This window comes from Marinobacter antarcticus (assembly GCF_011049865.1).
GTDB classification, from domain to species: Bacteria; Pseudomonadota; Gammaproteobacteria; order Pseudomonadales; family Oleiphilaceae; genus Marinobacter; species Marinobacter antarcticus_A.
The window spans coordinates 1-22,689 of record NZ_DRGY01000010.1 but is presented as its reverse complement, the minus strand read 5'-3'; the positions used below and the strand labels follow the sequence as shown (position 1 = coordinate 22,689).

At 54.8% G+C, this 22,689-nt stretch carries 21 protein-coding genes; 14 read left to right on the top strand and 7 right to left on the bottom strand.

The genetic code is table 11. The features are described 5' to 3' along the window. The first annotated feature begins 66 nt into the window (after positions 1 to 66). Complete coding sequence (locus ENI00_RS01450) at positions 67 to 2,991, top strand: insulinase family protein (RefSeq protein WP_304097755.1); 2,925 nt, start codon at positions 67 to 69, stop codon at positions 2,989 to 2,991. Positions 2,992 to 3,045: 54 nt separating this feature from the next. On the opposite strand, the gene ppsR is transcribed toward ENI00_RS01450, so the two are convergent. Next, complete coding sequence (gene ppsR / locus ENI00_RS01445; protein ID WP_304097752.1) at positions 3,046 to 3,861, bottom strand: posphoenolpyruvate synthetase regulatory kinase/phosphorylase PpsR; 816 nt, start codon at positions 3,859 to 3,861, stop codon at positions 3,046 to 3,048. A 150-nt stretch (positions 3,862 to 4,011) separates the two neighbouring features. Here ppsR and ppsA point away from each other — a divergent pair, with 150 nt between their 5' ends. After that, positions 4,012 to 6,384, top strand: coding sequence for a phosphoenolpyruvate synthase (gene ppsA / locus ENI00_RS01440; protein ID WP_304097750.1), 2,373 nt, complete (start codon positions 4,012 to 4,014; stop codon positions 6,382 to 6,384). Positions 6,385 to 6,415: 31 nt separating this feature from the next. Continuing rightward, on the top strand, positions 6,416 to 6,895 hold the full coding sequence (gene rraA / locus ENI00_RS01435; protein WP_304097747.1) for a ribonuclease E activity regulator RraA: 480 nt from the start codon (positions 6,416 to 6,418) through the stop codon (positions 6,893 to 6,895). Between the two features lie 42 nt (positions 6,896 to 6,937). On the opposite strand, the gene ENI00_RS01430 is transcribed toward rraA, so the two are convergent. The 3 genes from ENI00_RS01430 to ENI00_RS01420 all read right to left on the bottom strand — a co-directional run bounded on the left by ENI00_RS01430 (position 6,938) and on the right by ENI00_RS01420 (position 8,339). Further along, positions 6,938 to 7,228, bottom strand: a complete 291-nt coding sequence (locus tag ENI00_RS01430; protein ID WP_304097745.1) for a PilZ domain-containing protein — start codon at positions 7,226 to 7,228, stop codon at positions 6,938 to 6,940. Positions 7,229 to 7,233: 5 nt separating this feature from the next. After that, a complete protein-coding gene (locus tag ENI00_RS01425) occupies positions 7,234 to 7,905 on the bottom strand; it encodes a TIGR04211 family SH3 domain-containing protein (RefSeq protein ID WP_304097743.1) in 672 nt (223 codons plus the stop codon). 134 nt (positions 7,906 to 8,039) lie between these two features. Beyond that, a complete protein-coding gene (locus ENI00_RS01420; protein WP_304097740.1) occupies positions 8,040 to 8,339 on the bottom strand; it encodes a YciI family protein in 300 nt (99 codons plus the stop codon). A 140-nt stretch (positions 8,340 to 8,479) separates the two neighbouring features. Here ENI00_RS01420 and ENI00_RS01415 point away from each other — a divergent pair, with 140 nt between their 5' ends. Then, complete coding sequence (locus ENI00_RS01415; protein ID WP_304097738.1) at positions 8,480 to 9,358, top strand: PHP domain-containing protein; 879 nt, start codon at positions 8,480 to 8,482, stop codon at positions 9,356 to 9,358. Here the strand turns inward: ENI00_RS01415 and ENI00_RS01410 are convergent. Continuing rightward, positions 9,355 to 9,897 (bottom strand): YecA family protein, encoded by a 543-nt coding sequence (locus ENI00_RS01410; protein ID WP_304097734.1) that lies wholly within the window; start codon positions 9,895 to 9,897, stop codon positions 9,355 to 9,357. The two genes, ENI00_RS01415 and ENI00_RS01410, sit on opposite strands and share 4 nt — an antisense overlap. 3 nt (positions 9,898 to 9,900) lie before the next feature. Further along, positions 9,901 to 13,077: a ribonuclease E gene (gene rne / locus ENI00_RS01405; RefSeq protein WP_304097731.1), complete on the bottom strand. Its 3,177-nt coding sequence runs from the start codon at positions 13,075 to 13,077 to the stop codon at positions 9,901 to 9,903. A 623-nt stretch (positions 13,078 to 13,700) separates the two neighbouring features. On the opposite strand from rne, the gene rluC reads away from it, so the two are divergent. The 3 genes from rluC to ENI00_RS01390 are packed head-to-tail and all read left to right on the top strand — an operon-like array spanning position 13,701 to position 16,487. After that, on the top strand, positions 13,701 to 14,765 hold the full coding sequence (rluC, locus tag ENI00_RS01400; RefSeq protein ID WP_304097729.1) for a 23S rRNA pseudouridine(955/2504/2580) synthase RluC: 1,065 nt from the start codon (positions 13,701 to 13,703) through the stop codon (positions 14,763 to 14,765). Then, complete coding sequence (locus ENI00_RS01395; protein WP_304097727.1) at positions 14,765 to 15,412, top strand: HAD family hydrolase; 648 nt, start codon at positions 14,765 to 14,767, stop codon at positions 15,410 to 15,412. The genes rluC and ENI00_RS01395 overlap by 1 nt, the downstream gene beginning before the upstream one ends. 37 nt (positions 15,413 to 15,449) lie before the next feature. Further along, the gene (locus tag ENI00_RS01390) at positions 15,450 to 16,487 is read left to right on the top strand and encodes a S49 family peptidase (protein WP_304097724.1); all 1,038 of its coding nucleotides are present in this window, start codon (positions 15,450 to 15,452) and stop codon (positions 16,485 to 16,487) included. A 10-nt stretch (positions 16,488 to 16,497) separates the two neighbouring features. Here ENI00_RS01390 and ENI00_RS01385 read toward each other — a convergent pair whose 3' ends face one another. Then, positions 16,498 to 17,094 carry a Maf family protein gene (locus tag ENI00_RS01385; protein WP_304097721.1) on the bottom strand — a complete coding sequence of 199 codons (597 nt, stop codon included), beginning with the start codon at positions 17,092 to 17,094 and terminating at the stop codon, positions 16,498 to 16,500. A 138-nt stretch (positions 17,095 to 17,232) separates the two neighbouring features. On the opposite strand from ENI00_RS01385, the gene ENI00_RS01380 reads away from it, so the two are divergent. The 7 genes from ENI00_RS01380 to fabF all read left to right on the top strand — a co-directional run. Continuing rightward, the gene (locus ENI00_RS01380; RefSeq protein ID WP_304097718.1) at positions 17,233 to 17,787 is read left to right on the top strand and encodes a YceD family protein; all 555 of its coding nucleotides are present in this window, start codon (positions 17,233 to 17,235) and stop codon (positions 17,785 to 17,787) included. Positions 17,788 to 17,891: 104 nt separating this feature from the next. Beyond that, positions 17,892 to 18,071 (top strand): 50S ribosomal protein L32, encoded by a 180-nt coding sequence (gene rpmF / locus ENI00_RS01375; RefSeq protein ID WP_072796902.1) that lies wholly within the window; start codon positions 17,892 to 17,894, stop codon positions 18,069 to 18,071. Positions 18,072 to 18,114: 43 nt separating this feature from the next. Then, positions 18,115 to 19,143 carry a phosphate acyltransferase PlsX gene (plsX, locus tag ENI00_RS01370; protein ID WP_304097712.1) on the top strand — a complete coding sequence of 343 codons (1,029 nt, stop codon included), beginning with the start codon at positions 18,115 to 18,117 and terminating at the stop codon, positions 19,141 to 19,143. A 120-nt stretch (positions 19,144 to 19,263) separates the two neighbouring features. Further along, positions 19,264 to 20,202 (top strand): ACP S-malonyltransferase, encoded by a 939-nt coding sequence (gene fabD / locus ENI00_RS01365; protein ID WP_304097709.1) that lies wholly within the window; start codon positions 19,264 to 19,266, stop codon positions 20,200 to 20,202. Between the two features lie 16 nt (positions 20,203 to 20,218). Next, entirely contained in the window at positions 20,219 to 20,962 is a 744-nt protein-coding gene (gene fabG, locus ENI00_RS01360; RefSeq protein ID WP_304097706.1) for a 3-oxoacyl-ACP reductase FabG, read from the top strand. Between the two features lie 135 nt (positions 20,963 to 21,097). Beyond that, on the top strand, positions 21,098 to 21,331 hold the full coding sequence (acpP, locus tag ENI00_RS01355; RefSeq protein ID WP_304097703.1) for an acyl carrier protein: 234 nt from the start codon (positions 21,098 to 21,100) through the stop codon (positions 21,329 to 21,331). A gap of 135 nt (positions 21,332 to 21,466) precedes the next feature. Beyond that, the coding region (fabF, locus tag ENI00_RS01350; protein ID WP_304097700.1) for a beta-ketoacyl-ACP synthase II at positions 21,467 to 22,689 on the top strand (1,223 nt) is incomplete at its 3' end.

Sequence of the window (22,689 nt, the reverse complement as noted above, 5' to 3'; positions counted from 1 at the left end):
TACATGATAATTGATACTACGTGTTACCCTGTCATTCTCCAATTGTTTAACGACAGGATAGTTTGAATGGCTGCAGTGATCGATAACGCAACCCATCCGGCTTTTGAGAAGCTTCGCAGTCACCGGATTGATACGCTTAACCTTGACGTTGAAGAGTATCGCCACAAAAAAACCGGTGCCCGCCATCTGCATCTCGCGGCGGATAACGACGAGAATGTGTTTTTTGTAGCGCTCAGAACCTTCCCGATGGATTCTTCTGGTGTTGCCCATGTTCTTGAGCACACGGCACTGTGCGGCAGTGAGCGCTACCCTGTTCGCGATCCGTTTTTCATGATGATTCGTCGTTCGTTGAACACGTTCATGAATGCGTTCACCAGCAGTGACTGGACGGCTTATCCCTTCGCGAGTATGAACCGCAAGGATTTTGATAACCTTTTGTCTGTATATCTGGACTCTGTGTTTTTCTCCAAGCTGGACCCGCTGGATTTTGCCCAGGAAGGTCATCGGTTGGAGTTTGACAAGCCGGACGATCCGGACACGGATCTGGTTTACCGGGGCGTTGTATACAACGAAATGAAAGGTGCCATGAGTTCTGCCACCTCGCAGCTATGGCAGAACCTGAGTAGCCATCTGTTCCCGACGACGACATACCATTACAACAGCGGTGGCGAGCCGGATCACATCGTGGACCTGAGCTACGATGACCTCATCCGTTTTTACCGGCACCATTACCATCCCAGCAACGCGATTTTTGCCACCTACGGTAATATCCCGGCGCACGAGCACCACGAACGATTTGAGGAACTTGCGCTCAAACGTTTTGACAAGTTGGATATTGAACTGCCAGTGCGCGATGAAAAACGCATGTATGCGCCGGTTCGCGTAGAGCAGGGTTATGGTGTCAATGAGGGTGAAGACACCGCCAACAAAACCCACATTGTTGTGGGCTGGCTGTTGGGCCAAAGTTTTGATCTGCAAGAAAACCTGGAAGGACAGCTGTTGTCTGCTGTTCTGCTGGAAAACAGCGCGTCGCCATTGATGCGTGCGCTGGAAACCACCGATATTGGCCAGGCGCCTTCCCCCATGTGTGGGCTGGAAGATTCCAACCGGGAAATGACCTTCGTTTGCGGTATCGAAGGCAGCGAGCCCGAGAAGCAAAAAGACCTGGAAGCGCTCATTGAAAATACGCTTGAAACCGTGGCCCGGGAGGGCGTCAGCCAGGAACGTCTGGAAGCTATCCTGCATCAGCTTGAATTGCATCAGCGTGAAATTGCCGGAGACAGTTTTCCCTACGGTTTGCAGCTTATCATGAGCGCGATTGCGCCCATGGTGCACGGCGGTGATCCGGTTGAACTACTTGATCTGGAGCCGGTTCTGGCCACACTGCGCGAAAAAATTCGCGATCCCCAGTTCATACCCGGCCTTATTCGCCGCAAGCTTCTGGATAATCCGCACCGGGTAACGCTGACTTTACGCCCCGACGACAAGCTTGATGCGCGCCGTCAGCAGGCAATTCGCGAAGCCCTGGCAAAACGCAAAGCGCAACTTACCCACGAGGAAGTGACGCAGATCGTTGATCGCGCCAAAGCGCTAGAAGATCGCCAGACGCGCAAAGATGACGATTCCATTCTGCCAAAGGTAGATCTCACCGACGTGCCGCTGCAAATGCCGGAACCTGAATCTCGCTTTGATGGTGATATTTCGGCAACCCTCTTTGCGCGGGGCACCAACGGACTGGTCTACGAGCAGATTGTGCTCCCTCTGCCGGAATTGACTGAGCAGGAGTTGTTGTTGTTGCCGTATTACAGCGCTTTGATATCCGAAGTCGGCTGCGGCGATCTCGATTACCTGCAAATGCAGGATCGAATTTCAGCGGAATCCGGGGGCATTGGTGCCTCGTTTACCGCCAAAGGCGGCATTGACGACGTCCAGAGCCTGTCTGGCTACATGATCTTCAGCGGCAAAGCGCTCGCTCGCAATCGAACCGTGCTGACAGAACTGCTTCGAGACGTGTACACCAACGCCCGATTTGATGAAAAAGACCGTATACGGGAAATTATTGCCCAGATCCGAGCCCGCCGTGAGCAGGCCGTAACCGGCAGTGGGCACGCGCTAGCCATGGGTGCGGCGGCGCAGGGCATGGGCCCGGGAGCTTGGTTGGCGTTCCGGCTTGGTGGCCTGGCCGGCATTCGCGGCACCAAGGAATTGGACCAATCCCTGAAGGATCCGGCAGCACTTGATGCTTTTTGTAAGAGCCTGGCCGGGTTGCACAACAGAATTCGCAAACAGGCGCGAGAGTTCCTGTTGATTGGCGAGGAAGAGCAGCTTCCAGCTTTGATCGACGATCTGAAAACGTGCTGGCAGGGTGATGAAGGCATTAAATCCGCAAACTGGAAGATGGACCCGGTGAGCTATGTTACCCGCGAAGCCTGGCTGACATCCACGCAGGTCAACTTCTGCGCCCGCGCTTATAGTACCGTGCCGGTCGACCACCCCGATGCAGCGGCGCTCACCGTGCTCGGTGGTTTTTTGCGTAATGGCTATTTGCACCGGGTTATTCGCGAGAAAGGTGGTGCCTACGGCGGCGGGGCGGCCCAGGACAGCGTAAACGGCAACTTCCGATTTTTCTCATACCGGGATCCGCGCCTGGCCGAAACCCTTGAAGATTTCGACAAGGCGCTGGTGTGGCTTCAGGAAACAGATCATGACTATCAAGAGCTCGAAGAGTCCATTCTTGGCGTTATTGGTCAGCTTGATCGCCCGCATTCGCCGGCGGGTGCGGCCCGTCATGCGTTCCACAACAAGTTGTTCGGGCGCAGCCCTGAGCAGCGGGGACGTTTCCGTGCGCGGATCTTGTCGGTAACGCTTGAGGATCTCAAGCGGGTCGCCGCTACCTGGCTGGTACCCGAAAAAGCCAGCACCGCGGTGGTGACGGGCCCGGAGCATCGTAAGCTTGTTGAAGGGCTTGGCCTGACCATTCAGGAGCTGTAGGTAAAAACGCAGGCAGGCCAATGTGAGCCTGCCTGCGTGTCAGCGCAGGTCGGTTTAACGGTTCCGCTTCAATCCCGTAGCCACCATGATGCGCGTCGCGATTTCTTCGACCGAATAAGCCGTGGTGTTCAGAAACGGAATGCGTTCCCTCCGGTACATGAGTTCAATTTCTTCGATCTCGTGCATGCATTGCTGAATGGACGAATAGCGGGAGTTGGGCCGCCGCTCATTGCGGATGGTTGCCAGTCTTTCGGGCTCAATCGTCAGGCCAAAGATCTTTTCCTTGTGCGGGCGGAGGGCTTTGGGCATCTGCTGATCGGTAAGATCCTCTTCCGTAATCGGGTAGTTGGCGGCTTTAACGCCGTACTGCAGCGCCAGATAAAGGCAGGTGGGGGTTTTACCGCTGCGGGATGCGCCTACGAGGATCAGGTCGGCTTCATCGTAATGTCGGGTGCGGGCACCGTCATCGTTGTCCAGAGCAAAGTTCACCGCATGAATGCGGCGCTCATATACCCCTCCGTTGCTGATCGCATGGGACTTGCCCACCGAATACGATGAAGACGATTTCAGCTCTTGCTCCAAAGGGCTCAGGAATGTCCCGAAAATATCCACCATAAAGCCCTGTGCGTCCGAGATGATGTTACGAATAGCACCGTCCAGAATGGTGTCGAACACTAGCGGCCGGGTGCCATCGATTTCGGCTGCATTATTAATGCGTTTCACCATGTCCCGGGCTTTGTCTACATCGTCAATATAGGGCACGGTAACTCGCTCGAACTCTATTTTTTCGAATTGCGCCAGAAGGCTGTGACCGAGCGCTTCAGCGGTCAGGCCAGTGCCGTCGGAAATAAAGAAGGCTGTACGTTTCATGGTGTTAGTCCGGCTCCCTAGGTAAAATCCGAAGGTTACAGTATCATACACGCCAAGTTCGAGACTCCGCAGTGGTTGTTGTCCGCTTTTTACGCTTGATACCGCTGGCCCGGTTTATTTTTTGCCTTACAGAATTGAGGGAGACACGCTTTGGAAGATTACATAATCTGGTTTGATCACCTGGGAATGTCCGATGTTGACCGGGTAGGCGGTAAAAACGCTTCCCTCGGTGAAATGATCAGTAATCTGGCCAACGCAGGGGTGTCGGTTCCAGGTGGCTTCGCCACCACCGCACATGCCTACCGTGAGTTTTTGGCCAAAGATGGCCTGAAGGACAAAATCGACAACATTCTCGACAGTCTTGATATTAACGACGTGAACGAGCTTGCCCGTGTCGGCGCAAAAATACGCCAATGGGTTATTGATACGCCGTTCCCGGACGCCCTGGAAATCGCGCTCAAGGAAGCTTACGAGACAATACTCAACGGCAACGACAAAATGGCCGTGGCCGTGCGCTCGTCTGCAACGGCCGAAGATCTGCCGGATGCGTCCTTTGCGGGGCAGCAGGAAACTTTTCTGAACGTTGTCGGGCTTGAGCAGGTGCGCACGTCGGTGAAAGAGGTGTTCGCCTCTCTCTTTAACGATCGCGCCATTTCCTACCGCGTTCACCATGGCTTTGATCACAAGCTGGTAGCCTTGTCTGCTGGCATCCAGAAAATGGTGCGCAGTGAAACGGCTTCCAGCGGCGTTATGTTTACGCTGGATACGGAATCCGGTTTTAGGGGTGTTGTGTTTATCACCGGTTCCTACGGCCTTGGCGAGACGGTGGTTCAGGGAGCGGTGAACCCGGACGAATTCTACGTTCACAAGTCGACTCTCGATGCGGGCCGCCCGGCGGTACTTCGCCGTAATCTTGGTAGCAAAGCGATCAAGATGATTTACCACACAAAGCCCGGCTCAGGCGAGCTTGTGGAAACGGTGAAAGTGGACCAGGAGGAGCGCGACCGTTTCTGTATTACCGACGCAGAGGTTGAGGAGTTGGCCAAACAGGCCATGATTATCGAAAAGCATTATCAGCGCCCCATGGATATCGAATGGGCGAAAGACGGTGACGACGGCCGCATCTACATCGTTCAGGCACGCCCCGAAACGGTCAAGAGCCGGGCATCCGCGAACGTTATGGAGCGTTATCTGCTGAACGAAACCGGCAAGGTTCTGGTAGAAGGTCGCAGCATTGGCCACAAGATCGGGGCGGGCCCGGTCAAGATTATAACCAGCATCAAGGAAATGGATCGCGTGCAGGCCGGCGATGTATTGGTAACGGACATGACCGATCCAGACTGGGAGCCCGTCATGAAACGGGCCGCTGCCATTGTAACTGATCGCGGTGGCCGTACCTGTCATGCCGCCATTATTGCCCGAGAGCTTGGTATTCCGGCGGTTGTCGGTTGTGGTGATGCCACGGATCTGCTGAAGGAAGGCCAGGAAGTGACGGTTTCCTGTGCCGAGGGGGACACCGGCCTGATCTATGAAGGCGCACTGGATTTTGAACTGCGTGAAAACACCGTCGATTCCATGCCCAACATTCCGTTCAAGATCATGATGAACGTGGGTAACCCGGATCGGGCCTTTGATTTCCAGTCATTGCCCAACGAGGGCGTTGGTTTGGCGCGCCTTGAGTTCATTATCAATCGCATGATTGGTGTGCACCCGAAAGCGCTTCTGAACTTTGATGGCTTGCCCAGAGACATCAAACAAACCGTAGAGAAGCGTATCTCCGGTTACAGTTCACCGGTTGATTTTTACGTGGACAAGCTGGTTGAGGGTATTTCTACTCTAGCCGCTGCGTTTACGCCCAAAAAAGTCATCGTGCGCCTATCTGATTTTAAATCCAATGAGTACGCTAACCTGATCGGCGGCACGCTTTACGAGCCGGATGAGGAAAACCCGATGTTGGGCTTTCGGGGTGCGTCGAGGTACATCTCGGAAACGTTTCGTGATTGTTTCGAGTTGGAATGTCGCGCGCTCAAAAAAGTGCGCGATGTGATGGGCCTGACAAACGTCGAAGTGATGGTGCCTTTTGTGCGCACTGTTGGAGAGGCAGAGCAGGTGGTTAAGCTGCTGGCGGAGAACGGACTCAAGCGCGGTGAAAACGGCCTGCGTTTGATTATGATGTGCGAGCTACCGGCCAACGCGCTGCTTGCAGATCAGTTTCTTGAGCACTTTGACGGGTTCTCCATTGGCTCCAACGATTTGACCCAGCTGACACTTGGCCTGGACCGGGATTCGGGCATTATTGCGCATCTGTTTGATGAGCGAAACGACGCTGTCAAAGTGCTGCTGTCCAACGCGATTCAGGCGTGCAAAAAGGCCGGCAAGTATATCGGTATCTGCGGTCAGGGCCCGTCTGACCATCCCGATCTTGCAAAATGGCTGATGGATCAGGGTATTGATACCGTATCCCTTAATCCGGATTCGGTGCTGGATACCTGGATCTTCCTGGCGGATGAGAAAATAGACTGATTAACGTTCTGCACGAAAGGAGCGAAATAGCGTGGCAACGATTATTACCCCGGATTTGTGTGACGAGTATCCGGAAGTTGAGGTGGTGGCACCTGGCTTCAATAATTACGGCGGAATAAAAGCCTTCGGTGGCGAAATCGTCACCGTAAAGTGCTTTGAAGATAATTCGGTCGTCAAGGAGCAAGTAGGGTTGCCCGGCAAAGGGCGGGTGATGGTCGTCGACGGCGGCGGTTCAATGCGGCACGCGCTGCTGGGCGATATGCTCGCTGAAAAAGCCGCCAGTAACGGTTGGGCGGGGCTGATTATTTATGGCTGCGTGAGGGATGTCGACGAGATAGGCAAAACGGATTTGGGGGTCCAGGCGCTTGCGACCTATCCTCGAAAGAGTGAAAAGCGCGGCTTGGGCGACCTGGATGTGCCGGTGACGTTCCATGGCGTAACGTTCCGGCCGGGGCACTACGTATACGCTGACAATAACGGTATTGTTGTATCACAGAGGCCCTTGGTTTAGGGCCTCGCCTTTGGTTAACAAGTGCGAGGGCAGGACTGCAGACTAACGGGTGACTTTGCTGATGTTGGTTCCCAACAAGAAGCCGTCACCCTCCGATTCGCACCGGATGACCTCACAGATCGTTTCCAGCGGAGGGAACTGATCACTGCCTGGGTGCAGTACCGTGTTCAGTTCTTCTCCCACGGCCACCGGGTTGCGCACAAACAGCTGCATACCCGTTGCGCTGAGGTCCCTGCAGGTACCCGCAAACGTGTTGCCCTTGCTATCGGTGATCTCGATTTCCGATTCAACCTGCATGCGATGAAAATCGCGCTTCTCTGAATAGTCCTTCATAACGTTCAGGCCCAGTTATCGGCTTTTCTTGTGGGTTTGAGCATCGGTATAACCAACGCGAGAAGTACCCCTCCGAAGACGAGCCCGGCCCCTACCAGCATGAAATCGGATTCTTTGCTGGCTTCAAGTCGCTCGTTCTCTGCGGTAAGCACTTCGAGATCATTACGCAGCTTCTGACTTTCCTCCAGTAACTCCCCGTTCCGACGCTTCAGATTAATCGAATCCGACGCAATATTCTTAATGCGCCTGAGCTCTTGCTGCAACTCCTCCGAGCGGGTCGACAAAGACGACTCTGCGTTGCTTAGTGAATCTCTTTCACTGGAAACCTCGCTCAGCTGGCCTTTCAGCGTAGACAGTTCAGTCTGGGCCTGTTCAAGCTGACGGCTTACGGTTCTCAGCCGGTCTGCGGCAATCGGTGTGTCACTGAGATACTGGCTGGATACCCAGCCGTCGTTGCCTTTTGGGGTGCGTACTCGAGTATAGCCGGAATCAGATGTTTCAATAACTTCCAGTGCGGTGCCGCTGGGCACAGCGTTCTCAATGATACGGTATTGAGAACCGGCGCCAGATCGCACGGGAAGATAGAGTTGATCATCAACCCAAGCGGTTTTGGCCTGAGCCGCAGCGATGGAGGACAGTATAAAAAGCGCACTGATGGCAAGGCGAAAGAGCGTCACTGGCAAAATTCCCACGATATTCGGTTTAAAAAATACGTTGTGTCAAAGCCGCAATTTTGTCACAGATTTCCGGTTGTTCAAGCGAGCTGTCATTACAATAAGCTCATGGAAGGATTCCCGCGACCCCGGCGATTCTAAGGCAGCACAACCTTGAACGGCTTAACGATCACTTTATGGTAAACGCCCGCGTCCACATAGGGGTCGCTGTCTGCCCAGGCCTGAGCTGCGACCAGAGAATCGAATTCCGCGATGACAAGACTCCCCGAAAAGCCCGCGTCGCCGGGGTCGGCGGTATCAACAGCCGGGTGAGGTCCTGCCACCAGAAGCCGCCCTTGTGCTTTCAGTTCGTGCAGTCTCTCGACGTGAGCCGGTCTTGCGGTCTGGCGCATAGGCAGGCTGTTATCGACATCTTCACTGATAATGGCGTAGTACATGCAGTTCTCCGGGTCTGTGATCGAGCTTGTTAAGTAATGCATGGAGTTGAATGGCTGGTACACTGTTTCACACCACCCTGTTTCGCACCAACCCTGTTTGACCAACGTTGGTGTGCCACTTACTTCACTCTGGAATTTTTGTGACTATACCGCAAGACCCTGTTTTGTGCATTGATCTGCATTGCCATAGCACCGCGTCAGACGGGGCTCTCACGCCAACAGAACTCGTCAATCGGGCTGCAGAAAAAAAGGTTACGCACCTTGCTCTTACTGATCACGATACCATTAACGGTCTCGAAGAGGCGCGCAGCGCAGCAAAAGCCAACGATATCGTGTTGATTCCGGGAATCGAGCTCTCCTGTGTCTGGCGTAGCAACACAATACACATTGTGGGTCTGGATTTTGACATCGACAACCAGGATTTCCAAGAGGCACTGGCGCAGCAGAACCGCAATCGCTGGGCGAGGGCGAGTATGATTGCCGAGCGGCTGAGTAAGCTTGATATTCCTGATTTGCTGAAACGTGCCACCGCAGAGTCCGGTGGCGACGTGCCAGGGCGACCACACTTTGCAAGGGTGTTGGTTGAAGCGGGTATCGTGAAAAACGCCGCGCAGGCGTTCAAGCGTTACTTGGGTAGTGGCAAGGCGGGTGATGTGAAGGCGTATTGGCCTGAGTTGCCGGAGATCGTGCGGTGGATTAATTCAGCCGGCGGAATTGCCGTGTTGGCTCATCCGAGGAAATATAAGCTTACGGCAACGAAGCTTCGAGACCTTACAGCCGATTTTCGCCGCGCGGGCGGGCAGGCTATCGAAGTGTCGACCTCAGGACAATCCAGTGGAGACCTGGGCTTCCTGACGGAGCTGTGCATGCGAGAGAAACTGTTGGCGTCTCAGGGCAGTGACTTTCACTTTCCCGGCGCACCCTGGTGTGAGTTAGGTCGCATTATGAAAATGCCAGACGGGCTGGAGCCGGTCTGGCATAAGTTCAGGCAAGTTCCTGGCCTTAACGCGTCGGCTTAATCCGGCGCGTGGAACAGCAGATAAAGGTCCGTCAATGAGTCCGGAATAGCGTCTGCCATCTGACTTGACAATTTTTCGCTGTTGCGAACGTTCTGGAAATCTTCGTCGTCAAACAGGCCCGACAACGTAAGCATAGGCACCATCAAATCGGCGGCCTCCTCCTCGCTTGCGGCATCCAGCCACTCGTCCTCATGTTCCAGAAACGTGTCGACAAATCCCGCGCACCAATTCTCAAGTGCGTTCATGGGATCCCCGTCCTCAGGCTCTGGCAATTCCAGAGACTGACCCATTTCAAGTGCCTGAGCCATGGCTCCCGCCAGTTTTGTGACGCACTGGCGGAAGGTTTCCGGTATTCCGCCGCCAGGTGTCTCATCGGTACCTGTAACCAGGCGGAAGATCGTTTCTACGCTCGGTTTGACCGGTCCGACAACGCTGGCGCAAACAGCCCCATGGAAGCCGAAAAAATCCAAAGCATCGTCGCCCCAGGGATCTGCAAACAATATGTCTTCCAGCGCTTCAATGTCGGAATTGCTCAGCATGCCTTAATTACTCCCGGAATTTTTCGCGGCTTCGGCTAATCGTTGACGCTTGCGAACTTCACGGGGGTCGTTGTAAGCACGCCCGGGTGTTACTGGAACGCCCGTTTCCATTTCCGGCTTTGCGGCAGGCTCTGGCGCTTTTTCGCTCTGGGCCGTTTCGGAAGGCGCTGTCGGTGATTCTACTGGTGATTCTGCCGCAGGTTTTTTCGCCGCAGTCGCCTTGCTCCGGCTTCTGGCAGGCGTTGCTCTCGGCTTCTTCACAGGAGGCGCAGTGTTTTCATCGCTAGATGGGTTCGTCTCTGTGCTGGCCACCGATTTTTCAGTTTCTGCGGTTGAAGGTTCCTTGGCTGAAGGCTCTTCACCTTCTTTGGCTGAGAGCTCTTCACCTTTTCTAGCTGAGAGCTCTTTATCGTCGCTGCCTACGGGTTTGCTGGCTACCGTGGTTTCACCGGTCTGAGCCGCTGGCTTCGGACTTGTGTCCGCCGGAGACTCGACTGCTGCCGGGTCTGCGGCCGCTGTTGCATCGGTAGGTGCCGCTTTCGGCTTAGCGGCGGGAGCCTTTTCTTCGGCGCTTGAAACTGCAGAAGCCAGATCTGCAGGCTTTTCAACCTGCGATACTGCCTGCGTCTCAGGCTCAGGTGTCGAAGCTGCCACGGGTGCCTTCTCTTCCTTGCTCTCGGCGGCGGCCACCGGCTTTTGCGCAGGCTTGTCTTCAGAAGCTACTTTCTGTTCAGGTAACGTCTGTTCGCTTTGCTGTGTTACCGGTGTTTTGGCTGCGGCTTGGTCCGCGCTTTTGCCTGCTACCGAAGTTGATTTTACATCGGCATTATCGCCGTCACGATCGCCTTCTGGTTGGGTATCTTTCTGGTGTTTCTCGTTGCGAGCGTTCTTGCGAGCTGCGGGATTAGACGCAGGCGTCTCGGAAGATGATCCGTCGCGATTACGCGGGCGGCGCGGCTTGCGACGAGTTTCGTCAGACCCGGGCTTTTCAGCAGCAGGTGCTTTTTGCGGCGCCTCTTGCTGATTCGTGTCTTTTTGATCCGCGTTGTTTTTGGCGTCACGCTGAGGCCGGTTGCGGCTCTGTCCGCGACTCTGGCTGTCTTTGCGACCATCACGACGGTTATCGTCACCGCGATTGTCGTTGCCTTTACTCTCGGGCACTTTATTTTCGGTGCCCTTGTCGGCTGCCTGGCGATTCTGGCTAGAACGATTCGGGTCATCGTTGCGGTTGCGGCCGCGCGAACGAGAATCATCGTTGCGGTTTTGCTGGCCGCTACCTGGACGACGATCATTGCCAGAGCGATTGTTGCTGCCGGAGCTCTGGTTGCCAGAACTCTGATTACCGGAGCTCTGACCGTCGCGCGCAACGCGGGTTTTGCGACGATCCTGACGTGCTGGCTGGCTGCGTTGATCCCCGGATTTGGCGTTCGCGTTGTCGCGGGTTTCGGTTTGCGGCTCTTCTTCACCACTGAAGAAGAAAGAAATCTTGCGGCCAATGCGACGAAGAATGCTGTCGTCCTGTTCTGTTGAATCTGTGCTCTGTGCTTCTTTAGGTGTCGAGGCAGGGGCAGCAACCGGGCGAATAGCCCTAACGGCAGCCTGTTCGCGAGCCGGTTTCTCTGCTGCAGGCACCTCAAGCACCTCTTCTTCACGCTCACTGTATTCTTGCGCTACCTGATGGCTTGAGATGTGCTCGGGCGTGGATTCATCATCGCGCATGCGCAGAATTTCGAAGTGCGGCGTTTCCATGTGGGGAACGGGCACAACGACAACACTGACTTCTTGGCGAGCTTCAATATCCGCCAGTTGTTTGCGCTTTTCGTTGAGTAGGAAAGTGGCCACTGAAACCGGCACAATCGCCCGGACTTCGCCTGTCTTCTCTTTGGACGACTCTTCGTAAATCAGGCGCATGATGCTCAGGGCAAGGGATTCGATACCACGAATGGTGCCCTGGCCTTCACAGCGGGGGCACACTTCACTGCGGGTCTCGCCCAGCGAAGGCCGCAGCCGCTGACGAGACATCTCAAGCAAACCGAACCGGGATATTTTTCCAACTTGCACCCTTGCCCGGTCAATTTCCAGCGCTTCGCGCATTTTCTGCTCAACTTCGCGCTGGTGCTTGGCGGGAGTCATGTCGATAAAATCGATGACAATCAGGCCGCCCATATCGCGTAGGCGAAGCTGACGTGCGATCTCTTCCGCTGCTTCCAGGTTCGTCTGATAAGCAGTCTCTTCAATATCGTGACCTTTGGTGGCACGAGATGAGTTGATGTCGATCGATACCAATGCTTCGGTAGGATCGATAACGATCGATCCGCCAGAAGGGAGTTTTACTTCCCGTTGGAAGGCGGTTTCGATTTGGCCCTCAATCTGATAGCGGCTGAACAGTGGGATCTCGTCCTTGTACAGCTTGATCTTGTTCTCGAAGGTGGGCATGACCGCCCGTACGAAGTTCAGAACATCTTCGTAAACGCTCTCCGAATCGATCAGTACCTCGCCGATATCCTGGCGTAGGTAGTCACGCACCGCCCGGATAATAACGTTGCTTTCCTGATGAATGAGGAAGGGAGCTTTGCGCTCGCCGGCTGCCTGGGTAATGGCCTCCCAGAATTGCACCAGGTAATCGAGGTCCCACTGCAACTCTTCAGTGGTACGGCCGATGCCGGCGGTGCGCACGATGATACCCATGGACTTGGGTACCTGTACGCTATTCATCGCTTCTTTCAATTGTGCCCGCTCTTCACCCTCAATGCGGCGCGAAATGCCACCGGCATGGGGGTTGTTGGGCATCAGGACAAGGTAGCGGCCTGCGAGGGAAATAAACGTGGTGAGGGCGGCGCCTTTGTTGCCGCGCTCTTCTTTGTCGACCTGAACGATGACTTCCTGGCCTTCAGCAATCACTTCCTTGATGTTGACCTTGCCTTCCGACTGGCCAGAGGATTTTTTGAAGTAATCCCTGGAGATTTCTTTCAGAGGAAGAAAGCCGTGGCGGTCAGCGCCGAAATCAACGAAGGCGGCTTCCAGGCTAGGTTCAACCCGGGTAATGCGCCCTTTGTAGATGTTAGCTTTTTTCTGCTCGCGGGAGCTGGATTCGATATCGAGATCGAACAGGCGCTGGCCGTCAACCAGGGCGACGCGCAACTCTTCTGGATGAGTTGCATTAATAAGCATTCTTTTCATGGAAAGAAGATTTTCCTGTCGTTTAATTTTGACAGAAAACCAGAGGGCGACGCATCTGCGAAGCAGGACGAGCGTGCCGAGAGCCCCGTTACATTAGGGGCGCAGCGGCGGACAGACAAATCAAACCGTCTCGGGGTATGATCCTGTTGATCTGAGACCACCGCTGACATCCCGCCTGCCTGATGGCAGGAGGGTATCGTGTAGGGTTCGTGTCTGTTGGCGCATATAATCCGTTTTCAAGTTCACACAAGTGCCTGGGTCTCACGTCGTATTCGTAAGCTGGACGGCCCGGCCTTGCGTGGCAGTGATTCTTTGCGATATCGCCCGGCGGTTTTCCGCACGGTTTCAGTTTTTCCGGTGCCAGTTCGCCGCTTCTTTAGCGGGTCTGACCTGGCACTTCGGAAGCGTTTCTTGCGCCTTGCCCGATAGTGATTGGGCGTTCGGCGTTCAAACTCTTGAATAGTGTCGGTATACTTCTGCCGCTCCGGCTTCTGACTCGATTTGGCCAGGCCGTAGACAAACGACAGATCACACCGGAATATAACAGTATTCAGGGCACCGTTCAATCCCGCTCGCACCGCCCGTTAACCACTGCATCGTTCACCACTGCATAGAGGAATCGTATGTCTCGCAAGCCTGCTAACGGAAAGCCGGTCAAGGCTCAGGCCAAAAAAGCGCCGCCGCGCTCAGGCGACGGGGCTGGCTCCAAACCGGCAAGTAACGAGCAGGCGTCCGTTCAGCCGAAGGTTCTGTGGGTAACGGTTGACGAAGACAATCATGGGCAGCGGTTGGACAATTTTTTGCTGGCGCAGCTCCGGGGTGTGCCCAGAAGTATTATCTATCGCATTATTCGGAAAGGCGAAGTGCGGATTAACAAGGGGCGCGTGAAGCCTGATACGCGCGTTGCCACGGGCGATCAGGTGCGTATTCCTCCGGTTGTTCGAAAAGAAAAAGCGCCCCAGGCTGCGCCGGGCAGCCGGGTTCAGAGCATGGTGGAGGCCGCCGTCATATTTGAAAACGAGCAAATGCTGGTGGTCAATAAGCCCTCTGGTATTGCGGTGCATGGTGGCAGCGGCCTCAGTTTTGGCCTGATCGAGGTGCTTCGAGCGGCGCGGCCGGAGGCGCGGTTTCTTGAGCTTGTACACCGTCTGGACAGAGACACCTCCGGGCTTGTGATGGTCGCCAAAAAGCGATCAGCGCTGCGTTATCTCCAGGATGAACTCAGACAGAGGCGCATTCGTAAGCAATACCATGCGTTGGTGGCCGGGAGTTGGCCCGCTAAGCTCAATCGCGTTGATGAGCCGTTGTTACGCTATGAAATGCCTAATGGCGAGCGAAGAGTAAGGGTGGATGAGGCCGGTAAGGCCTCGCTAACGGCCTTTCGTTGTCTGGTACGCTATGCCGGCTACAGTCTGGTGGAGGCGTCACCGGTCACCGGGCGTACCCATCAGATTCGCGTTCACAGCGTCTACGCCGGTCATCCGATCGCAGGGGATGACAAATATATGGATGATGTCAGTCTTAAGGCATTCCGGTCGGTGGGCGGCCAGCGTTTAATGCTGCACGCCAGGGTACTTGAGTTGGCTATGCCCGTAACCGGCGAGGCTGCACGGTTCGAAGCACCTTATGATGATGTGTTCAGCCACGTACTTAACCGGCTCGAAGTGCGGGCAACAGGAGCGGATTAATGGATGTGAAAGTTGTTATTTTTGATTGGGACGGAACGCTCGTCGATTCCGTAGACCATATTGCCGACAGCCTGCATCAGGCGGCTACCGAGTTAGGGCATCCGGCGCTGGAGAGAGAGGCCTATCGTGACATTATTGGTCTGGGCATGGTTGAGGCGCTGGAGCGGCTTTACCCCGGAATCAGCCGCCAGGAGATGACCCGTATTCGGGAGGGCTACGCCGATTATTTTTTCCGTAAAGTGACGACGCCACAAAATATATTCGAGGGTATGGCAGACGTTGTCGCCGACCTGAGAAGCGCTGGGCGTGGGTGCTCTGTGGCAACGGGGAAAAGCCGCAAAGGCCTTGAGTCTGCGCTTACGTCCAGTGGGCTGGGGCGGCATTTTGACATTACCCGCTGTGCCGACGAAACCCGATCCAAGCCGGACCCGCGCATGCTTGAGGAGATTCTGGTGTTTTACGGGATCGAGCCTGCAGAGGCGGTTATGATCGGCGATACCCGCTACGATCTTGAAATGGCCCAGCGCATCGGAATGCCGTCGATAGGCGTTGAATGGGGTGTGCACAAGCGCGACGTGCTTGGCGGCTACGCACCTCATGCCATTGTTGATTCTGTGCCGGATCTTCGTGGCGTTCTCGGTTTGTAATTAATCTTCGAGTTTTTGTTTCTGACAGGATAGACGCATGAGTGAATGGGATTCCGATAAGACTTCAGAGTGGAATGATGCATCTTCAGAGCCGCAAGCAGCGCCTCGTTCAGGGCGCAGTCGGCCGGACTTGCCGCCAACATCGGGTCGCGACTGGCGACTGATTGAAAAGCTGGTGATGTCTCTGCAATCCGAACAGCGCAAAAGCCGGCGCTGGGGAATTTTTTTCAAGCTGCTTACGTTTACCTATTTATTCGCGTTACTGGCGATCGTCTGGGCGCCGTTTAGCGGCAGCATGGGTGTAACGACTGGCAAACATACGGCGCTGGTTGAAATAAACGGCCCAATTGCTGCGGACGAACTCGCCAGCGCCGATAACATTGTGGGTTCTTTGCGCTCAGCTTTTGAGCAAGAGGATTCCGTGGCGGTCATCCTGCGCATCAATAGCCCGGGAGGAAGCCCGGTTCAGTCCGGCTATGTGTATGACGAGATCAAACGGTTACGGGCAGAGTATCCGGAAAAGAAAGTGTATGCGGTGATCTCGGATGTCGGCGCGTCCGGCGCTTATTATATTGCTTCTGCAGCGGATGAGATCTACGCAAACCGGGCCAGCCTGGTGGGATCTATCGGTGTTGTAGCCGGCGGCTTTGGATTTACCGGTATCATGGATAAGTTGGGTGTTGAGCGCAGGCTTTACACGGCCGGTGAAAACAAGGGCTTTCTGGACCCGTTCTCACCGGAGCAAGACCAGGAGGTGGCGTTCTGGCAAGACGTGCTGGAGACCACTCATCAACAGTTTATAAACGCCGTTAAAGAAGGGCGTGGCGATCGCCTCGCGAACGATGACCGTTTGTTTAGCGGTTTGGTCTGGAGCGGCGAGCAAGCATTGGAGTTGGGCCTTATTGACGGGCTTGGCAGTGCTTCCCATGTTGCAAGACAGATCATCGGCCAGGAAGACATGGTTGATTACACCCATCACAAAGGCCCGCTGCGCGATCTTGTGGATCAGTTAGGGATGTCTTTTGGTCAAAGTGTTGTTGAGCAGTTGACTGAGTCCCGTCTGGAGTTGCGATAGCGCAAGCTTGCTAAGGCTCGAGGAGCGGGTTTCTGCCCCATGCCGTTAACATGTTGGTCAGTGCAATCAGGGGGAGGCCGATCAGGCTGTTCGGATCTCTGCCCTGCAGAGCCGTGAACAACGTGATGCCCAAGCCTTCCATCTTGAAGCTACCGGCACAGTCGTAAGGCTCTTCCTTGCGCAGATAGGCATTGATTTCCTCCGCGGACAGATTCCGGAAATGAACGGAAAACTCTTCGCAGCAGGTTTGCAGGTTTCCTGAGCTGGCGTCCAACAGCGCAAGCCCGGTCAGGAAGTTAATGTTCTGACCGCTGCTTTGGGCCAGTTGTGCAAAGGCATTCGAGTAATTTCCCGGTTTGCTTAGCAGGGTGCCATCTGGCAAGGCGGCTACCTGATCGGAACCGATAATCCAGTGCCCCGGGTATTCAGACGCAAACGCCCTGGCTTTAAGCTCAGCCAAGCGTATGGCGAGGTTGTGGGGCGTCTCTCCCGCAAAAGGGGATTCATCAATGTCGGGGCTGGCGCTCGAGAAGGGTAGTCCAAGTCGTTTGAGAAGGTCGTGGCGATACCGGGATGAAGATGCCAGTAACAGGGGTTTTCCGGACATAGAGTCGATCCTTTCGGGATTTGTGCGTCGTTTTTAAGTGTGCGTATCGTAGAATACACCTACGGAATCCGGAACCCCCGTTCAAAACCCAACGAAGTCTTTGACAGAAGCGCGCTCGGCCCCTAGAATTGCGCGCCTATGTCAAACGCGTCTAATACCGAGTTACCTAAAATAGTCGACCCTTACAAGTTGGCGGAGCATACCAGCGTGCTGGAGGGAGCGATTCCTCTGAGTGCGCTCACTCGTTTCCGCAAAGCTGTTTTGGGATTCGACGACGACGCTACTTGTCGGGTAAATCTGTCCTTTTACATGGATGGAGAGCGCCGCCGGGTTGTGTCTGGTGAACTCGAGGCCTCTGTCAGGCTGGAATGTCAGCGCTGTATGGAAAGTATGAATTCTGTGCTGGTCTCCCGGTTCGCGTTGGGGCTTGTCACCAGTGATGAGCAGGCGCAACGGTTGCCAAGGGAGCTCGAGCCGTATCTGACGGACGACTTCAGTGCAGATCTCTGGGCGATGGCGGAGGACGAGTTGTTGTTGGTTCTGCCTCCGTACCCGCTTCACGACAGGAATGAATGTCCTGCGAAAGAAGATCTGGAAGCGTACGAACCCGGCAATTCTTCAGCTACAGCGGAAGAAAAGTCGGGCGATAACCCGTTCAGCGTGCTGGCGGGTCTCAAGAAAACCAAGCATTAATGCGGGCGTGGGCATCTTTTCGGAGGCCGGCGCAATCAAACGAACACATGTTACTTGTAGCGATATTCACGCAAAGTTTACGTTAACAGGTCAGGAGTATAACCATGGCTGTACAGAAGAATCGCAAGACCCGTTCCAAGCGTGGCATGCGCCGTGCCCACGATGCTCTGAGCCCTGTTGCTCTGAGCACGGATTCCACAACTGGCGAAGTTCATCGTCGTCACCACGTGTCTCCTGATGGATTCTATCGTGGCAAGCAGGTAATCGAAGCCAGCGACGAGTAAATTCGTTGCATAGCCGCACGAACCTCAGTCGAATGGAAAATCGGTGAAGCCGGTCACCAGTGAGATTGAAGCGAAGCCTGTCACCATAGCGGTTGACGCTATGAGTGGCGATCGAGGGCCAGCGGTGGTGGTCGCCGCGGCCCTTGAAGCGGTGCGTGAAAATAAAGCCTTGAGTTTTGTTCTGGTTGGAATCCGGAGCGAGCTTGAGGCTTTTTTGCATAACGGGCATCCACGAATCCGCATTGTGGAAGCGGCCGACGTTGTTCGTATGAATGAGCGCCCCTCCCATGCGCTGCGGCACAAGAAAAATTCGTCCATGGCCATTGCCCTGGCCCTGGTTCGCGATGGAGAAGCTCAAGGGTGTGTCAGTGCGGGAAATACCGGGGCCCTGATGGCTTTCGGGCGGTCGATTATTCGCATGTATCCAGGCATTGAGCGCCCGGCAATTGCCAAGCTGATTCCCTCCCTTCGGGGGCGCTGCCATGTTTTGGATCTTGGCGCGAATGTCGATTCCAGCGCCGAGAATCTTTACCAGTATGCGTTGATGGGGTCACTTATGGCATCCGCGATCTGCGGGCAAGGTGAGCCGCGCGTCGCGCTGTTGAATGTCGGAGAAGAGGAAATAAAGGGCAACGAGCAGGTGCGTCTTGCTTCCCATATGCTCGCCCAGTGCGACTTTATTAATTACATCGGTTACGTAGAGGGCAGTGACCTGTTCCGTGACGTCGCCGATGTGGTTGTGTGTGATGGTTTCGTCGGTAATATTGCTCTGAAAACGGGGGAAGGTGTGGCGGGGCTGCTTATTGAACTCATGGAGCAAACGTTCAGCCGCACACTTTACGGGCGCTTCGTGGGTATTCTTGCGCGCCCTGTTATTGCGCGCCTACTGCGTTTGATGGACCCCTCCCGGCATAACGGTGCCAGTCTTTTGGGGCTGCAGGGTGTGGTTATAAAAAGCCACGGCAATGCCAATGAGCGCGCCATGCTTTCCGCCATTCGTCAAGCCGTTCGCGAGGTTGAGCTGGAAGTACCGCGCAGGATTAATGAGCGTCTTGATGATCTCATGCTGTAAGTGTCCCGAGCGTCCCGGGTGGGAGCCGCTTACATTTTGGAGGCGCGCTCGCGCGAAACCCATACAGCTTGTACTATTGGCTAATCTCTTGAAACTTCCAATGACGATAAGATCCCGTTTATGAAAACAGCCTTTTTGTTTCCCGGTCAGGGTTCCCAGTCCGTTGGCATGCTCTCCGTGGCTGCCGAATCTTGGCCCATGATCAATAAAACCTTTGCTGAAGCCTCTAGCGTGCTTGGTTATGATCTCTGGCACTTGTGTCAGAAAGGCCCGGCGGAAGAGTTGAATCAGACAATGGTTACTCAGCCAGCACTCCTTACAGCCAGCATCGCGCTATGGCGCCAGTGGTTTGCAGCAGGCGGTCCCAGGCCGCAGTTCCTGGCAGGCCACAGTCTGGGCGAGTATAGCGCGCTGGTTGCGGCAGAGAGTCTCGATTTTGTAGAAGCCGTGAAGCTGGTGCGACTGCGTGGCGAATTGATGCAGGAAGCCGTGCCTTCGGGTGAAGGGAAAATGGCGGCTATTCTTGGCCTTGAAGACGCGGACGTTATCGCGGCCTGCGATGAGGCCGCCAACGGCGACGTTGTCGCAGCTGTGAATTTCAATGCGCCTGGTCAGGTGGTAATTGCTGGCCTTGCGGCTGCCGTTGATAGGGCTATTGAAGCTTGCAAAGCGAAAGGTGCGCGCAAAGCGTTGGCGCTTCCAGTCAGTGTCCCCTCCCATTGCGCTTTGATGCAAGGCGCCGCTGAGGAGATGGGGCGTGCGTTGGACGAGGTGCGTTTTAATGATGCTGTCATACCTCTTATACAGAATGTTAACGCCGCAGCGGTGACAGATTCCGCTACACTGAAGGCCAATCTTCTCAAGCAGCTTTATTCCCCGGTGCTGTGGGCCGACTCGGTTCGTAATCTGGTGGCTAGCGATGTTACCGTTGCGATTGAGTGCGGAACGGGAAAAGTGCTTGCAGGCTTGGCTAAGCGGATTGATCGAGAGCTTGCCGTTCACGGGATCGAAGATCCTCAAGCGTTGAAAACGGCGCTTGCTGCAAACGAATCGTCTTGAAGAAAGGGAGTTGCGAATGTCTTTGGAAGGCAAAACAGCACTGGTAACCGGTGCGACTCGGGGAATAGGAAAGGCTATTGCTCTTGCGCTTGCAAAGCAGGGTGCAGAAGTAGTGGGTACCGCCACAAGCACAGAGGGAGCTGCGTCTATTACGGACAGCTTTCACGCCGCAGGTGCTAAAGGCTACGGCATCGTCATGAACGTTGCTGACCCCGAAAGTATTGAGGTGGGGCTGAAAGCGATAACGGATAAATCCGGTGCGCCTCTTATTCTGGTTAATAATGCCGGTATAACCCGTGATAATCTTCTGATGCGGCTGAAAGACGATGATTGGGCATCAGTGCTCGAAACCAATCTCTCAAGCGTGTACCGTACCAGCAAAGCCGTATTGCGTGGCATGGCGAAAGCCCGTTGGGGTCGCGTTATCAACGTCAGTTCCGTGGTGGCCAGCATGGGTAACCCTGGTCAAGCGAACTATTGCGCCGCCAAGGCGGGCGTGGAGGGTTTTACCCGGAGTCTTGCGAAGGAAATGTCGAATCGTGGTATCACCGCTAACTGCGTTGCACCCGGGTTTATCGACACAGACATGACAAAAAAACTGGACGACAGGCAGCGTGAAGCTATGCTGGAAATAATACCTGCGGGTCGTCTGGGGCAGCCGGAAGAAGTGGCGGCTCTGGTCGCATTTCTGGCGTCGGATATTGCCGGCTACGTGACTGGAGAAACCATTCATGTAAACGGCGGAATGTACATGGGATAAGCTCCGGTTTCGGAGCTCGTGCGCAACCCCTTGGTGCACAACATGTTTAACCGGATCCCTGCTTGTTCGAAAGCAGGGTTTACACTAAACTGGCAGCGTTTGAGTTGCTTGGTCGATACACAAAGTGAGGACATTATGAGTACAGTTGAAGAGCGCGTAAAGAAGATCGTTTGTGAACAGTTGGGCGTTAAAGAGTCCGAAGTTCAGAACTCGTCTTCTTTTGTAGAGGATCTTGGCGCTGACTCACTGGACACCGTTGAGCTGGTGATGGCATTGGAAGAGGAGTTTGAAACAGAAATTCCCGATGAGGAAGCCGAGAAGCTTGCCAGTGTTCAGAACGCGATCGACTACATCGTCGCGCACACCTGATACTCTGCTTTCAAGAAAGCTAGGCAAAAGGCCGTCCTTGCCATTAAGCGAGGGACGGCTTTTTTATTGCCTGAAATAACCCGTGTTTCGGGTTTATTCAGTAACAGCGCGAGATAAAACCGGGTGAGCGGGGCTATGAGCAAAAGACGGGTCGTTATAACGGGTATGGGAATGTTGTCTCCTCTTGGGAACGATGTTGCGTCTTCCTGGGAGGGTGTCCGGGCAGGTCGTAGCGGAATTGCCAGGATCGATCGCTTTGATGCGTCTGAATACAACACCCGCATTGGCGGTGCGATTAAAAATCTGGACCTGGAGCCATACCTTTCGCCTAAAGAAGCCCGAAAACTTGACGCGTTTATTCATTATGGTCTGATTGCGGCCCAACAAGCGATAGATAACAGTGGGCTCAATGAATACGACGAACTGGATCGCGATCGTGCCGGCATTGCGATTGGATCCGGCATTGGTGGGCTGGAATACATCGAGAAGAACGTGCTGACGATGGAGAAATCCGGCCCGCGAAAGGTTTCACCGTTCTTCGTCCCGGCGTCAGTCATCAACATGATTTCCGGCAATGCAGCGATTCGGTTTGGTTATCGCGGGCCCAACATTGCCATTGTTACGGCCTGTACGACGGGCACCCATAACATAGGGTATGCGGCTCGCACTATTGCCTACGGCGATGCCGATGTAATGCTTGCCGGTGGTTCTGAAATGGCGACAACGCGCACGGGTGTTGCCGCGTTTTCGTCTGCACGCGCTCTGTCGACCCGCAACGATGAGCCTGAAAAAGCCAGCCGCCCATGGGATAGAGACAGAGACGGATTTGTGCTCAGTGATGGCGCCGGGGTAGTGGTGCTGGAAGAGCTCGAACATGCCTTGGCGCGTGGCGCAATCATACAGGGTGAACTGGTCGGTTTTGGAATGAGTGACGATGCCCACCACATAACAGCGCCGCCTGCGAGCGGGGAGGGTGCCGCACGATCAATGAACAATGCGCTTCGGGACGCCGGCCTGAAACCCGAAGACATTGATTACATTAATGCCCATGGAACCTCAACACTGGTCGGTGATGTAGCGGAAATTGCTGCGGTGAAGCAGGTGTTTGGTGATCATGCAAACCAGGTGGCTATGAGCAGTACGAAATCCATGACCGGACACCTGTTGGGCGCGGCTGGGGCTGTTGAGACCATCTTCTGCGTGTTGGCCATCCGTGACGGTGTGTTACCACCGACGATCAACCTCGATAATCCCGCTGAAGGCTGCGATCTTGACCTTGTTCCCAATGCCTGTCGCACCGCCGAAGTGCGCGTAGCCTTATCTAACTCTTTTGGTTTTGGTGGCACTAACGGCACCTT

Bases quoted from the DNA above. Each gene is read 5' to 3' on its own strand.
- ENI00_RS01450 (WP_304097755.1), top strand. From the start codon at position 67: ATGGCTGCAGTGATCGATAACGCAACCCATCCGGCTTTTGAGAAGCTT.
- ppsR (WP_304097752.1), bottom strand. From the start codon at position 3,861: ATGAAACGTACAGCCTTCTTTATTTCCGACGGCACTGGCCTGACCGCT.
- ENI00_RS01430 (WP_304097745.1), bottom strand. From the start codon at position 7,228: ATGAAGGACTATTCAGAGAAGCGCGATTTTCATCGCATGCAGGTTGAA.
- ENI00_RS01420 (WP_304097740.1), bottom strand. From the start codon at position 8,339: ATGTACTACGCCATTATCAGTGAAGATGTCGATAACAGCCTGCCTATG.
- ENI00_RS01410 (WP_304097734.1), bottom strand. From the start codon at position 9,897: ATGCTGAGCAATTCCGACATTGAAGCGCTGGAAGACATATTGTTTGCA.
- rne (WP_304097731.1), bottom strand. From the start codon at position 13,077: ATGAAAAGAATGCTTATTAATGCAACTCATCCAGAAGAGTTGCGCGTC.
- rluC (WP_304097729.1), top strand. From the start codon at position 13,701: ATGTCTCGCAAGCCTGCTAACGGAAAGCCGGTCAAGGCTCAGGCCAAA.
- ENI00_RS01395 (WP_304097727.1), top strand. From the start codon at position 14,765: ATGGATGTGAAAGTTGTTATTTTTGATTGGGACGGAACGCTCGTCGAT.
- ENI00_RS01390 (WP_304097724.1), top strand. From the start codon at position 15,450: ATGAGTGAATGGGATTCCGATAAGACTTCAGAGTGGAATGATGCATCT.
- ENI00_RS01385 (WP_304097721.1), bottom strand. From the start codon at position 17,094: ATGTCCGGAAAACCCCTGTTACTGGCATCTTCATCCCGGTATCGCCAC.
- ENI00_RS01380 (WP_304097718.1), top strand. From the start codon at position 17,233: ATGTCAAACGCGTCTAATACCGAGTTACCTAAAATAGTCGACCCTTAC.
- rpmF (WP_072796902.1), top strand. From the start codon at position 17,892: ATGGCTGTACAGAAGAATCGCAAGACCCGTTCCAAGCGTGGCATGCGC.
- fabD (WP_304097709.1), top strand. From the start codon at position 19,264: ATGAAAACAGCCTTTTTGTTTCCCGGTCAGGGTTCCCAGTCCGTTGGC.
- fabG (WP_304097706.1), top strand. From the start codon at position 20,219: ATGTCTTTGGAAGGCAAAACAGCACTGGTAACCGGTGCGACTCGGGGA.
- acpP (WP_304097703.1), top strand. From the start codon at position 21,098: ATGAGTACAGTTGAAGAGCGCGTAAAGAAGATCGTTTGTGAACAGTTG.